At 49.6% G+C, this 13,408-nt stretch carries 12 protein-coding genes; 5 read left to right on the plus strand and 7 right to left on the minus strand.

Going from position 1 to position 13,408, the window contains the following annotated elements:
* Positions 1 to 75: 75 nt before the first annotated feature.
* The 3 genes from ENN40_11310 to ENN40_11320 all read left to right on the plus strand — a co-directional run bounded on the left by ENN40_11310 (position 76) and on the right by ENN40_11320 (position 5,497).
* Entirely contained in the window at positions 76 to 1,671 is a 1,596-nt protein-coding gene (locus ENN40_11310) for a hypothetical protein (protein ID HDP95930.1), read from the plus strand.
* A 71-nt stretch (positions 1,672 to 1,742) separates the two neighbouring features.
* Positions 1,743 to 3,383, plus strand: a complete 1,641-nt coding sequence (locus tag ENN40_11315) for a hypothetical protein (GenBank protein HDP95931.1) — start codon at positions 1,743 to 1,745, stop codon at positions 3,381 to 3,383.
* A complete protein-coding gene (locus ENN40_11320; protein ID HDP95932.1) occupies positions 3,380 to 5,497 on the plus strand; it encodes a HAMP domain-containing protein in 2,118 nt (705 codons plus the stop codon). The genes ENN40_11315 and ENN40_11320 overlap by 4 nt, the downstream gene beginning before the upstream one ends.
* 45 nt (positions 5,498 to 5,542) lie before the next feature.
* On the opposite strand, the gene ENN40_11325 is transcribed toward ENN40_11320, so the two are convergent.
* The 6 genes from ENN40_11325 to ENN40_11350 all read right to left on the minus strand — a co-directional run bounded on the left by ENN40_11325 (position 5,543) and on the right by ENN40_11350 (position 9,816).
* Positions 5,543 to 6,010 carry a hypothetical protein gene (locus ENN40_11325; protein HDP95933.1) on the minus strand — a complete coding sequence of 156 codons (468 nt, stop codon included), beginning with the start codon at positions 6,008 to 6,010 and terminating at the stop codon, positions 5,543 to 5,545.
* Positions 6,011 to 6,016: 6 nt separating this feature from the next.
* Positions 6,017 to 6,988 carry a hypothetical protein gene (locus tag ENN40_11330; GenBank protein HDP95934.1) on the minus strand — a complete coding sequence of 324 codons (972 nt, stop codon included), beginning with the start codon at positions 6,986 to 6,988 and terminating at the stop codon, positions 6,017 to 6,019.
* Positions 6,989 to 7,158: 170 nt separating this feature from the next.
* Entirely contained in the window at positions 7,159 to 7,359 is a 201-nt protein-coding gene (locus tag ENN40_11335) for a hypothetical protein (GenBank protein ID HDP95935.1), read from the minus strand.
* A gap of 278 nt (positions 7,360 to 7,637) precedes the next feature.
* Positions 7,638 to 8,762, minus strand: coding sequence for an ATP-binding protein (locus ENN40_11340; protein HDP95936.1), 1,125 nt, complete (start codon positions 8,760 to 8,762; stop codon positions 7,638 to 7,640).
* 240 nt (positions 8,763 to 9,002) lie between these two features.
* Positions 9,003 to 9,320, minus strand: coding sequence for a hypothetical protein (locus tag ENN40_11345; GenBank protein ID HDP95937.1), 318 nt, complete (start codon positions 9,318 to 9,320; stop codon positions 9,003 to 9,005).
* Positions 9,313 to 9,816 (minus strand): hypothetical protein, encoded by a 504-nt coding sequence (locus ENN40_11350; GenBank protein ID HDP95938.1) that lies wholly within the window; start codon positions 9,814 to 9,816, stop codon positions 9,313 to 9,315. Before ENN40_11350 ends, ENN40_11345 begins: the two co-directional genes overlap by 8 nt.
* A gap of 117 nt (positions 9,817 to 9,933) precedes the next feature.
* On the opposite strand from ENN40_11350, the gene ENN40_11355 reads away from it, so the two are divergent.
* Complete coding sequence (locus ENN40_11355) at positions 9,934 to 10,365, plus strand: hypothetical protein (protein ID HDP95939.1); 432 nt, start codon at positions 9,934 to 9,936, stop codon at positions 10,363 to 10,365.
* An 88-nt stretch (positions 10,366 to 10,453) separates the two neighbouring features.
* On the opposite strand, the gene ENN40_11360 is transcribed toward ENN40_11355, so the two are convergent.
* Positions 10,454 to 12,148 (minus strand): pyridine nucleotide-disulfide oxidoreductase, encoded by a 1,695-nt coding sequence (locus ENN40_11360; protein ID HDP95940.1) that lies wholly within the window; start codon positions 12,146 to 12,148, stop codon positions 10,454 to 10,456.
* Positions 12,149 to 12,376: 228 nt separating this feature from the next.
* On the opposite strand from ENN40_11360, the gene ENN40_11365 reads away from it, so the two are divergent.
* Positions 12,377 to 13,153, plus strand: coding sequence for an IS256 family transposase (locus ENN40_11365; GenBank protein HDP95941.1), 777 nt, complete (start codon positions 12,377 to 12,379; stop codon positions 13,151 to 13,153).
* Positions 13,154 to 13,408: the final 255 nt, after the last annotated feature.

Consider the following 13,408-nt stretch of genomic DNA (forward strand, 5'->3'; position numbering starts at 1 on the left):
TTTGCCTCTGCCTGCGTTTCAATCATTCCATGTTTCCCTTCTTTCAAAAAATTTTCACAGTAAGACACGAAAATATTGAAAAGTTTTATACTATCTTTACTACGTATGTATTCCGGGCATCTGCCTGGAGTGCTTGTTTTTTCTTTTTTTTTTATAATCAGCAACATGAGAGAAGCGAAGATCTTGATTCTTCTGATTCTCCTGGTTTGTACAAACGTCAAATTATTCACCGAAGAAGGCTCCGTAATTTTTATTAGAAGCGTGGATTCGACCACCCTGGAGCCCAGTAAATCTGAAGAATTCTATTCCAGCGAGGTCATTGCCAATATCTTTGAGGGGTTGGTCAGGTTTAAAAAAGGGACCTTGGAGATTGAGCCCTGTCTGGCCACCCGCTGGGAAACGAGAAACAACCATACGGAATGGTTGTTTTATCTGAGAGAGGGAGTTCGATTTCACAACAACAGGCCGCTGGATTCCGACTCGGTGGTTTCCGTGTTTAAAAAAGAACTGGGTCAAGAGAAACCGGGAAGCAAAAGGCAGTGGTTTTTCTTTCCCTACATCGAACGTGTTGAGGCCGTCGAAAAATACGTTTTCAAGATCACCCTGAAAAAACCCTATGCGCCACTGCTTCCAGCCCTCACGGACTCCGCCGCCCTGATTGTCGCTCCCGAATCCTACCAGGAAGATGGATCGTTCAATCCCCTTGGAACCGGTCCTTTTAAATTCAAGAGCTGGGATAAGGGAAACTCCCTGATTATTGAACGGAATTCCGATTATTGGGATGAGAATGCCACCGTATCCTCAGTCGTCTTTAAAGTCGTGCAGAACGCGGCCGCCAGGACGCTGAATCTGAGGAATGGAAACGCTGATCTGATGCGAATCAATTCAGCCGTAGAATACGAGGAGTTGCTGGGCAGAAAGGATATCATCATTAAAAAGGATTTAAATCCCGATGTTCACTACCTGGCTTTTAACACGCGAAAATTCCCGCTTTCAAGAGTCGATGTCCGCAAAGCGTTCGCCCACTTAATCAACAAACAAGGCATGATCAAGCATGTTTTTCAAACAATGGCCGTACCGGCCGTCACACCGATCCCGCCGTCATTATTTGGATTCAACAAGTCTATCAAGGATTATCGATTTGACATACCAAAAGCCCGGGAGTTGATGAAAAATGCGGGATTGGAATCCGGTTTTTCCGTAAACCTTTTCATAGCCGCGAAAAATGTAGGGCAGCAGAAGATCGCCAACATCATCACCATCAACGCCAAATATCTGAATGTGCGGATCAATCAGATAAAACTGCCATTTGCGGAACTGGTCAGGAGATGCGACAAAGGTGAACATGACATAGTTCTGCTTGGCTGGGTGGGACCACCTGATCCGGATTTTTTCCTGTACCCCCTGTTCACCATGAAGCCGGGAAACAAGAACCGGGCCTTTTATCAGAACAGGGAATTGTCGGCGCTATTGGAAAAAGCCAAGGTGACCCTTAACCCCGAGAAACGCCTGCAATACTATTGGCGGGCCCAGGAAATGATCCATGAAGATCTTCCCTGGATTCCGCTTTTTCACCAAGAGTCACTGGTGGCTTTTCACAACAATCTTGAAAATCTTGTGATCAATCCAAACACGTACATTGAATTCAAATATCTTTCTAAAAACAATTAAAGGTCAAAACATGGAAAGAGTCCGGTTGTTACGATGAGAAGGGTGACACAATTGTAGCTGATGATGACAAGATGCAAAATAACCAGGTATTCTCACTGGATCACCCGGTATCAAGAAAATCATCAGCCTGGACAGCCGGAATCTGTTGGGAAGGAAAAAAGAAAATGACTAATAAACGCAATATATTGTCGGCGATTCTAATCATGATTGTCATGGCTCTCTTCGCGGGTTTGGGGGCTGCTTCTGAAAAAACAGTCAGCTGGGGGAGTTTGACCAAACCCGACACCCTGGACCCGGGACAGGCCTGGGACAATACCTCGGTGTTTTTCACCACCAACCTCTATGACACCCTGGTCGTATTGGATTCAGAAACTTTGGAAATCACCCCCTCGCTGGCCGTGTCATGGAATGCAAATGAAAATGGCACCATTTGGGAATTCAAATTGCGAAAGGGCGTCCATTTTCACGATGGTTCGGAATTCAATGCTGATTCCGTGGTCTTTTCATTCCAGAGACAGATGGAAAAGGATTTCCCCTATCGCTATTACGATTTCCCCCTTTTTGATGAGATTTTCAACAATATTGTGTCCGTAGAGTCGGTAGACACCCATACCGTGGTGTTTCATCTCGATCAACCGTTTTACCCATTCCTGGCCACGTTAGCCGCCTCGCCCGCCGCCATTGTCTCCCCGGCCGCCGTAAAGAAACACAAAAAGGCATTTGCCCGGAACCCGGTTGGAACCGGCCCTTTCAGTTTTCAACTCTGGGAGAAAAACAAACGAATAATTCTGCGGGCCAACCCGCGATACTGGAAAGGCAAACCCGATTTTGATCAATTCAGTTTTGTGATCAACGATAAACCCGACAATTTGCATAAACTGTTCAGAGAGCAAAAACTGGACGTCATTGACAGTTTTTCAATTTCCCGGGCAACCGGATTAAAGAACGTGAGGTGGGCTACCATTAAACTCATTCCCGTTCTTTCGGTAACCTATATCGCTTTTAACCTGGAAAACCCCAACCTGAAAAAGGTCGATATCCGCAAGGCGTTACACTCCGCCTGGGATCAACGGACACTGAGATATGTGTTTCAGGGTTTCGTCAAGCCCCTGGCTTCGATTATCCCCAAAGGCATGCCGGGCCACACGACTCCAAAAACCGCATCAAAATTGAACTTGGCTGAAGCCCGAAGTTGGCTGCAAAAAGCGAAGGTCAATGAACCAATCAAATTGAGATTTTTATTGAGCGGTGATTCAGACCTGGAACACCAACTTGTCTCTTTGTATGCCAAGAACCTCAACCGCCTGGGAATTGAGCTGAACATTGTGAATGTGCCTTTGGAGGAATATGAAAAAAGGATAATGAAAGGCGATTATGACCTTACCCTGAACGGTTGGGCCGCGGATTATCCCGACCCCCAAAGTATCATATCTCCCCTGTTTAATGAAAAACTCAAGCAGAAGGGGTTGGCCAACCTGTCACAATACCGGGACGAGCGGATGAAAAAACTGATTGAGAGCCTGACCAAAGAGATGGACAAATCCAGGAGGATTCAGAAAGTAGCCGATATCATCCAACAGATTGACGCCCTTTCTCTATGCATACCCATTTTCCAGGACACAACGGCTATCATCTATAACAACACGAGGATCAAAAACATTCGGGTAACGCCGACGGACACAATCCGTCTTTACAAAATCGAGAAAAAGTGAAAATCAGAACGAAGTTGTTTTTATCCCTGGCCGTGACATCCTTTGTATCCGTGCTATTAGCAACTTTTTTCGCCATCTACTCAATTTCCGAGAATTACGAGGAAATCGCCCGCGAAGCAACCGCCGACAGCCGCAGGAAAGCGGAAAACGTTTTTTATGAATACCTGGGAGATTTAACCAGAAAGGCGACTTTTATTTCCGAGTTAAAAGAAGTCATCGAAAACCTGGATGATCCGGGTAAACTTTCAATCTCCCTCGAAAACAAAGGGTTTTTTCTTTTTAACATCAACACCAAAATACTCAGCCCGGACATGGATGTCATTGTTTCCGATTCGAACTCCTCCAACAGTACGTTGTCCAAGGCCGATCTGAAAAACTTTCCTTTTTTCCAGCCGGGTCGCGATGCGTTACTGAGGGATATCGGAATATTCAGGACGCATGATCAAATCTGTATTCTCGCCGTCTCGCCCATCGTGGATCAGACTGATTTCAGTTTCAAGGGTTACGTACTTCTCGAGCTTTTTTTCAACTCCGAATTCGCCGATCAATTAAAGGATAAAGCGGGTTGTGACATTGTCATCCTTTCAGACGGCAAACAACTGGCCACCTCTTTCCAGAATGATGAGGGCATGCGTTTCTTTCCCGGATTTTCCCGGGATCTTGTCCATCGTAAACAGAAAAAGAAAATTCTGGATGAGAATTACCTGATTGATGGGTTTTCCATTTTTGATTTCCATAAACAACCAATCGGATCCATTCTCGTGGCTGAAAATGTAAAAAGCATCCTTGTTGCCAAATCCCAGGTGATTCGAAACATCCTGCTCGTTCTGGTTATCGCATCTCTATTGGCCATAGTGGTTTCCCTGGTTGTGGGACGAAAACTCAGCCAGCCCGTGCTGGCCCTGTCCAGCAGTGCCCGAGCAATTTCAAAAGGAAATTTTGATGTTCAGATAGAGCCGACTTCAAAGGATGAAATCGGCGATCTATCGAAGACCTTCGCCAACATGGTGAAATCATTGAGAACCCAGCGAGAGGAGATACTGGATCTGAAAGTGTTTTTCGAAAAAATCATCAACAATTCCCCCTCCGCTCTGATTATTTGCGATGAATCCGGAGAGGTCATCTCTTTCAATCCGGCAGCCGAGAAAATTCTTGACACCCAATTCAATAATATCAAAGGAAAAAACGTTTTCGAAACCATCAAATTCACTTCATCCATCAAGGCTGATTTTTACAATGTCATTCTCAGCGGTCATCCCACCTATCGTGACCCCTATCCGCAGTATCTACCATCAAAAGAAGAGAAGATTTTTCGACTGACCTTGTACAAAATCGTGCTTAATAAAGGCATCTCCGTAGCCATTCAAATCGAAGACATCACCGAAAGGCTGCGAATGGAAGAGGATTTGACTCATGCTCAGAAATTGGGAACAATGGGCGAATTTTTAAGCAGGTTCACACACGAGTTCAACAATTTGATGACCGGAATCGTGGGTCATATCAACCTGCTCAAACAAGGGACCGATGAAAGCAACCCCAGCTTCTCCAGAATCAAATCCATCGAAGAACTGGCGACCAAAGCCACCAGACTGGGTGGAAATATTCTGGATTTCTCCAGAAAGAAAAAGCATGAAACAACAAGAATCAGTATCACGGAACTTGCTGATTCGGTTTTAAACCTGATCGGCAAAACCGTGTTGAAAGATGTGATTGTTGAAAAGAATTACAAAGAGAGCTCCGCATTTATCGTTGGCAACAAAGAAAAACTGTCAATGGCATTGCTCAATCTCTTCATCAATGCCAAAGATGCCATTGCCGAAGCCAAGGTCGCACAGGGCAAAATAACGGTTGAGGTGGATTATCAAGAAGAACCGGAGCAGAAATTTGTCAAATTGGATATCAGCGACAATGGGATCGGGATCGACAGCAAAAACCTCGACAAGATTTTCATGCCCTTTTTCTCGACCAAGGGCAAAAAAGGCACGGGGATCGGTTTGTCAACCGTGAAAAAAATAATCGAAAATTACAACGGGAATATATCCATATCCAGTCAACCGGGAGTGGGAACCACATTCACCATTCTGCTTCCGGAAGCCAAAGAACATGTGGACTGAGATCATCTGTCCGCCATTGCAGCAGATCGTTGAAAGAAATACAGGTTACGGAACAGGATATTCACAGTGGATAACCCGGCTTTTTTCCAAGCGCACAATCACCGGCAGTGAGCGGCAGGTTACATGGCGCAGAAAGGCAGCCCGCGACATCACGTAAACCGGATGGAATGATTCATGGGTCAGCCATCCCCGCACATCCTCAATACTGTCATGCACAGCCACGGCAAAACAGTTTTTCTCTTGTTGTTGCAGCAGTTTCAAATCCTCCATTCCCCGAAAGATGCATGAGTAACACTGGTTCAGGCGAAAGAACAGGCAACATGTCTCGCCCCCGGATGAAACCAGGTCCAGGAAGCAAAGCCGGTTTCCATCGAGGTCGGATAGAATCATTTCGCGCGCGTTTTGAAAGGCCATGCCGGGATCACTGGCAGCATGACCACCCAGGCGCACGACCAGGACGGTCACCAGCGCCCCGGCCAGAAAAGCCGCCACAACTTTGTACAGCCGTTTCATTTACCTTCAGTTCTCAAGGGTACAGACCTTTACCCGGCACTGATCCGCTTCCTCTTCGTAACGGGGGTCGCCGTTGGCGTAAAAATAGAAGCGCCCTGCGCGCACACCCAGCAAACGGTCGTTGGTCAGGACCCGGCCCGCCGGCTGGAATGATCCCTCTCTGAAAAAAAGCACCATGAAACGGGCGGCCTTTTCAAACACCCGGATCTGCAGCACAAGCGTGCCTCGGTCAAAGGCGGCGCACACAACGCGTGAATACCCGGTACGCCAGGTATCCATGTCCCGGCCGATCCCCGCGTAGGGATCATCGTAGCGTTTGAACACGTAGAAATCTTTCGGCATGGGCCGGTATTCCTCGGGCGCCGCCAGATCCACGGCTTTCTCGATTCTCAGGCTTTCGGGTTGAATCACCGTCACCCGCAGGCGGTCCTCTTCCAGAAAATAGATGCTCCCGCCCCCAGCCACCAGGTAATAACCCATCAGGTGGCGTTGATCCGGTTCATGATCCGTTTTGCGGATCAGGCCCTTGATATACTTGCCTTTCGCGTCATAAACCTTGACAAAGACCTTTTTGTACACGTACTTGCGGGAAAAGTTCTCCAGGAAATAGCCGGCCAGGAACCATTTTCCCCGGATAAAAAGCACCGAAGAAACGGCCGTGTAAAAACGGCTTTTTTCCAGCCATACGCTTTTCCGGCAATGATAATCCCCGTTGTCCCGCCCAAAGATCTTGATGCGAAACGGCAACTCCACGAAAGCCAACCCATGCGGATGTTCACAAGCGGCAAACAGGTCCTGCAGTTCATCCGGCCCCTGTCCCCTGCGGCAGATGAACTCCGCCGTCCGGGAGGAAATTTCAACCGGTCCCTGTCCATAGAAAGTCGCCGCCACATTACCGTTTTTCAGGATGGTTGAGCCGCCGATTCTCCCCGTAATCTTAATGTCATTGCTCCAGGTATCCACCACGCGAAACTCCATATCATCAACCGGACAGGCGCAAAAACCAAGAGTTGAGCAAACGCATATGGCTCCGATTATGAGTAATTTCACTATTCCTCCTCTCATGCCCGCACGCAGCCGGCGGGTTCGGCATTCACCGCCGAACCCGCCGTTGTTGCATTCTGTTTCCGCCATCAATACATCCGCGATCAACGCAGATAACAGCCGCAGCTGAACGGGAACATGGGACACCCGCAGGTGGGTCCGTACTGGCTGCTTCCCATCTGGCCGGGGTACAACCCCGGTGGATACGCTGCGGATTTGCCTTCCATGGGCAACGGCAGAAACACCGAGGCCAGCAGCAGGCCCAGCAGCGCCAGAAACGCCACCGCTTTCATCACGTTTTTCATTTTTCCCCCCTTGAATTGATTTCCGCACCCGGCACACTCCATGCGCTTGCGGGCGCGGGCCGGCACGGATATCATGAAAAAGCAATTCAGATGCCAGAATCGATAAAAGCATGGAGATTATACGGAAAGGCCGGTCAGATCAGCAAATCAAACAGTCCGGGAATCAATGCTGCCGGTGCGGACGGATCATCGGTGACTGGACGGGGAAAAGACCAATCTACCCACAGCCAGCCAATCTGTGGGAACGCACAACCCCTGCATTTGGCGATGGGGTTGAATCACGCCTTTAGGCCCGCCAGGAATTCAGCGGCCCTGTGCATAACTGCACCGTCCTTAGAACGGGCGCGGCGTAGGGCATACACCACCTGGAACCGTTCGATATTCTGAAAAAAGCGGGAGAAGTAGAACAATGAAGGAGAAAAACTTTCTTCCTTCAGTTTGACTTCGATCATCTTCTCGGGTTTGCCGTCCCGCACCACCAGGAAGTCCACCTCGCGTTTTTCCTTATCCCTGAGATAGCATAGTTGCATGCGATGCCCCAAGGTATCTTCCAGGAAATGAGCCTCTTTCAGCAGCGCCGTCGCCACCGCGTTCTCCAGCCTGGCACCCGGCTCGTTTTTGACCGCCCCGGTATCGAAGAAATAGTACTTGGCTGCTTTGAGGATGCTGCGGCTGATCTGCTTGTGATAGGGGCGAACGGGAAAAATCACATACAGGCTTTCCAACAACGTCAACCAATGTTTGACCGTCTGGACGGAAACTTCCAGATCCCGGGCCAGCGAGCTGAACGAGACCGTGCTTCCCACCCGGTCTCGCAAAAGATCAATCAGGATTTCAATGGCTTTGATATCACGAACAGCGTTCAGATCCATCAGATCCTGGCGGACGATGGTGTCCAGATGGCTTCGTCTCCAACGACGGGCAAATGTTTCCTCTCCCCTTAAGTACACTTCACAAAAGCCTCCGGTGGCCAGAATTCCGTCCAAGGCTTTTTGCGGATCTGTTTCCAGATAACGAACGATCTCAGCCACAGATAGGGGATGCAGGCGATAATGAAAAAAGCGCCCGGCCAGGGAGTCGTCTCCTTTGCGGTAGGTGTCCAACCGGGCTGAACCGGTAACGAGAAGACCCGGTGGAATGCCTTCCGTGTCGAATGCTCCCTTGATCCAGGACTTCCACTTTTTCTTTTTGTGCAGTTCATCGAAAACCACCAGAGGTACGGAGCGATCCCATTCGGCGTCTTGAATCATTTTACGGTCATGCGCGGAATCGAAGTTCAGATAAGCATGTGGATTGATCAATTGTCGCGCGAGTGTGGTTTTGCCGACCTGCCTGGGACCGGACAGGAATACGATCTTCTGGGCGAGATCGCGGACGACGAAGGGTTCAAGGTATCGTTTCACATGACCATTATAAACCCTACTTAAAATTAGTCAAGACTTTTTTTAAGTAGGGTTCAAAAAAGTCAGATCATCCCGGGTTTTTGGTATCGCTTGTATTTAGGCTGCTTTATTTAACAAAATGCTTTTCAGGCAAATCAGCGAAGGATGCTCCACCCATTCCGTCCTTTCCAATTGTCCTTAGCACCAGGGATCATCTGCAACACACTTAATAGTCCCGCAGCCGACTTTCCGGCGGGCTATTCAATGAAAATAACAAAGCGGGTCATACGCATAACAATCATAATGTGTATAGACTTTTCCATCTTCGCAGCGGATTCGCCATATTGAATGGCATATCGGATCATTGAACATTCCACCACCGATGCAAGCGCCATAGAATTTTTGCGGGAACAAACACTCCATTCCAATGGTTGCACGATAAAAATCGCAAAAACTACCTGCGGCATACAATGCATTGTCTCCGCAATAATTGGGGTTGACGGCCAAGACCTGTAGCGAAAACAAAAACACCAGCATGAGGACGAAACAATAACCCACAACAAAAATCCGTTTATTCATTCTTCCCCTCCTCATAGATCATGATCGTCAGGTTGTTAAACTGATTCCGGTTGATTGAGTAAAACTTATTATCTCGCTTGCTTTTCACCTGCACGATGGAACGGCTGTGATTGGAAATGGAGTATACCTGGATCAACTTGCCGGAAAGGTCGAATTGGTACAAATAGTTTTTCTTACCACTCCTGAAATTTCCATAATTCAGAAAGAACCGGTCCGCATGATCTCCATCCAGAATCAAATCACCGAAAAATGGAGAAAACACTCCGCCTTTTCTTGAACCTTCTAAAGCCGTCTCTCTGTAGTCCCGGAGGGCTTTTCCCGGCCATAACCTCAAGGTTTTTATCAACTCTCCTTCATGGAAAACCCATAACATCCCGGATGCGGATGAATATGCCAGTAATTGATCCAACGTATTTACGGTAAAGAATGGCATCATCTCACTGACATATGCATACCAGCTGTTCGGCATTCTTGTTGGATATTTGAATGGTTTCATTTTGAATTCGACATACAGGCCAATCTTCAATTCCGACCGGTCCAGGTAACCACGGACAAAATCACCATTAGAATTCAGGCAATCAATGCAATATCGATTTCCGGGATAGTTATCGCTGTGAAGATAGCGGGTCACCCCCGGCTGGCCCTGCTTGCCGCGTTCATCCTGGAGTTGCTGTTGCCCCTGAACCTGTTGTTACTGGCAATGCTGGTATTTCCACTGGGGATCTTTGCAGCCCTGAAACTGGCTTCTTTCCATGCCGCCATGGGCCTGGTGCTGGCTGCGGCAATCCTGCTGGATGTTTCCTGGATGCCTTTCTCCGCTCCCGGAATGGCTGAAGAGGAAGGCGTCAAACTGGCCGCGGTCCGCTGGCTACTGGGTGCTTTTATCTATTATTGGAGCATGCGCTTCCTTGGGAGTGTCGCCCTCAAGGGTGGCACGACGGCGGTCCTGGTGGGTGCGCTTCCGATTCCGACCGCCGCGATACTGGTGATGGTTCTTTACGTCCGCGGACGCAACAATGTCTTGTTGTTTGAGACGGAATCATAGTCCGCCGGAACTATCGAGGTAATCCGATGCGGAAGGGTGCGGCGGGGGTGGGTTTCCACCCCCGCCGGTATTGAGATGAACGTGGGGATTACTTTTCGCGGGGGAAGGGCCAGGCCACGATACCGCCTTCCATGACCTTGACATTGTTGTAGCCCTTGCCCTTAAGGCAGGTATAAGCCTCGTAACCACGCAGTGAAATCTTGCAGTAGACGATGATCTCCGCGTTCGGGTCCCGGGGGAGCTTGTCGAAGTTGCTGCGCAGTTTTCCCAGGGGGATCAGGGTTTCGCCGATGCCCAGGCGCATGGCCTCGTACTCGTCCGGGCCGCGCACGTCCAGGAAGAATGGTTTCTCGCCCGCATCCAGCTTGGCCTTGACATCCAGGGCGGAGATACCCTCCATGCGGCCCATGCACTTGTTCTGCAGCACGTGGGCGGCGATGATGAAGTTGTCGATGGCGGGTGAGAAAGGCGGCGCGTAAGGCAGGTCGAGGTTGACCAGGTCGAACACCCGCATCTTGGCGTGGATGGCCATGGCGCCGATGGCCAAGCGTTTGGATACATCGCCCGTGCCGATTGCCTGCATGCCCAGCAGTCGGCAGGTGGTGCGGTCCGCCACCAGCTTGATGATCACCGGCTTGGCGCCCATGAAACCGGGCTTGTCCGGGGCCGCCTGGATGGCTGTCATGATGTTGGAATAGCCCAGGCGCTTGGCCTGTTTTTCCGACAACCCGGTGCTGCCGGCCACGTAGTCGAAGACCTTGCAGATCCCCGTGCCGATGAAACCGTCGTACTCCACGTTGTTTCCCAGCACCATGTTCTGGGCGGCCACGCGTCCCTCCAGGTTGGCCGCGTCACCCATGGGCCAGGGCATTTTCTGGTGGGTCACCAGGTTGGTCACCTCCACGCAGTCACCGCCGGCGTAGATGTCCGCATCCGATGTCTGCATAAAGGTGTTGACCGTGATGCCGCCGCTTGCGCCGACATCAAGGCCGGCATCCCGCGCCAGGCCGGAGTTGGGCCGCACGCCGATGGCCACGACAGCCAGGTCGCAATCCAGGACACGACCGTCCGCCAGCTTGACTCCCGTCACCTTGCCGTTTTCGCCCAGGAACTCAGCCACGCCGCACCCGGTGATCACCTCGCTGCCCTTGGCGCGGATATGGTTCTCGATGTGCTTGGCCATCTCCCAATCCAGGAAGGAGAGCACCTGGTCAAGCATCTCGACAACCGTGATCTGCACGCCCCCGAGTTGCAGGGCCTCACAGGTTTCGATGCCGATGAGTCCACCGCCTACGATGACCGCCTTTTTCAAGTTGCCCGAAGCCAGGCGCTCTTTCAGATAGATGGCGTCCTCCATGCTCTGCATCGTGGTGACCCCTTCCAGGTCCTTTCCCGGCAGGTGGGGCATGATGGCGCTGGCACCGGTGGCGATAAAGAGCCTGTCGTAAGACTGGTTGCTCTCCGCCCCGGTCTCCAGGTTGCGCATGTGAACCATTTTCTTTTCACGGTCAATGGACGTCACTTCCGTGGAGGTCATTGCCTTGATATTTTTGACATTGGAAAAAAATTCCGGGTCGCGCTGCGCGCCCGTGGGTGTAGAGATCAACTGGTTGGGGTCGTCGAATACCCCGCCCACGAAATAGGGAAAACCGCAGGATGCCATGGACAGGTACTTGCCTTTCTGGATCATGATGATTTCCGCATCGCAAGCCATCCTGCGGATCTTGGCCGCGGTTTTCGGACCGGCGGCTGATCCGCCGATTATCACATAGGTTTTGGACATTTTTCCTCCTGTGTATACAAGTAAACGTTTGCAATTGAGACTATACACAAAAAAACTTGATTTTCCCAGTAAAACTACATAATCTCTCCAGATTTTACCCATTTCCGTTCGGATTAATGAAACTGCCTGAATAACGTAATGGACTGAATCAACGATGTCGGACCTTGGGCCATGTTGTCAAGTCCCGTCTCCTGATACCTGTCTAAATAAAGTTGAAGAGTTGGAAAGTTGAAGAGGGAAGAAGTGAAAAGAGTTTGGCGCAATTTGAGTAAGCGCGACTACATTTACTGGTGGGTTGACGGGGTATATTTTAATGTTCGGTTGGAAGGAGAGCGTAATTGCATTCTGATGATCATTGGAGTAACTCAAGACGGACACAAGGAGTTGTTGGCCATTTCAGACGGTATACGCGAGAGCGAGTTGTCATGGATGGAGTTGTTGCCGGATCTGAAGCAACGCGGCATCAGAACTGGTCCGCTGTTGGCAACGGGTGACGGTTCATTGGGGTTCTGGAAAGCCCTTTACAAGGTTTTCCCTCTGACAAAGCAACAGCGGTGTTGGGTTCACAAGACGGCCAACGTGCTCGATAAGCTTCCGAAAAAGCTCCAGGAGCAGGCCAAGAAAGATATCCACAGCATCTACCTGGCAGAGAGCAAGAAGAAAGCCCTGGAAGTTTTCTCATACTTTGAGAAGAAATATGCCCACTACGAGAAAGCGGTTCAATGCCTGGTCAAGAGTAAGGATGAGACCTTGGCATTCTATGACTTTCCAAAGGAACACTGGAGACATATCCGCTCCACTAATCCAATCGAATCAGCGTTCGCCACAGTGCGCTTGCGAACACATAAAACCAAAGGTTGTGGCTCGAGCAAAGCTACGTTAACCATGGTTTTTAAGTTGGCCCAAGCGGCAGAAAAGGGCTGGCAGAGAATCCACAGTCACCAACTGCTGGTCCTTGTGGCTTCAGGAGTCAAATTCCAGGACGGGGTGATGCATGCGGCTTGATCAAAGAACACCACCGTACACAACATTTGACAATATCTCTTCTACTTCTTCCCTCTTCAACTTTTCAACTTTCCAACTCTTCAACTGTATTTAGGCAGGGAACAGGCTTGTTAACAATTTGGATCATTTGGTTCTCTTCCATTTTGTGGGTAGTGTACCATTCTTTCTGTAAATTGTATTTGGGTTGTTAAGGGCACTTGCCCTTAAGTTGAGAGGCGGGCCATAATTGACCTTCTTGATGTGTGACGACACTAA

It is taken from the genome of Candidatus Aminicenantes bacterium, from assembly GCA_011049425.1.
GTDB lineage: Bacteria > Acidobacteriota > Aminicenantia > UBA2199 > UBA2199 > UBA876.

What these genes read in the sequence shown, in the direction of transcription:
- ENN40_11315 (HDP95931.1), top strand. Translation starts at nt 1,743, where the DNA reads ATGCAAAATAACCAGGTATTCTCACTGGATCACCCGGTATCAAGAAAA.
- ENN40_11325 (HDP95933.1), bottom strand. Translation starts at nt 6,010, where the DNA reads ATGAAACGGCTGTACAAAGTTGTGGCGGCTTTTCTGGCCGGGGCGCTG.
- ENN40_11330 (HDP95934.1), bottom strand. Translation starts at nt 6,988, where the DNA reads ATGGAGTTTCGCGTGGTGGATACCTGGAGCAATGACATTAAGATTACG.
- ENN40_11335 (HDP95935.1), bottom strand. Translation starts at nt 7,359, where the DNA reads ATGAAAAACGTGATGAAAGCGGTGGCGTTTCTGGCGCTGCTGGGCCTG.
- ENN40_11345 (HDP95937.1), bottom strand. Translation starts at nt 9,320, where the DNA reads ATGAATAAACGGATTTTTGTTGTGGGTTATTGTTTCGTCCTCATGCTG.
- ENN40_11350 (HDP95938.1), bottom strand. Translation starts at nt 9,816, where the DNA reads ATGAAACCATTCAAATATCCAACAAGAATGCCGAACAGCTGGTATGCA.
- ENN40_11360 (HDP95940.1), bottom strand. Translation starts at nt 12,148, where the DNA reads ATGTCCAAAACCTATGTGATAATCGGCGGATCAGCCGCCGGTCCGAAA.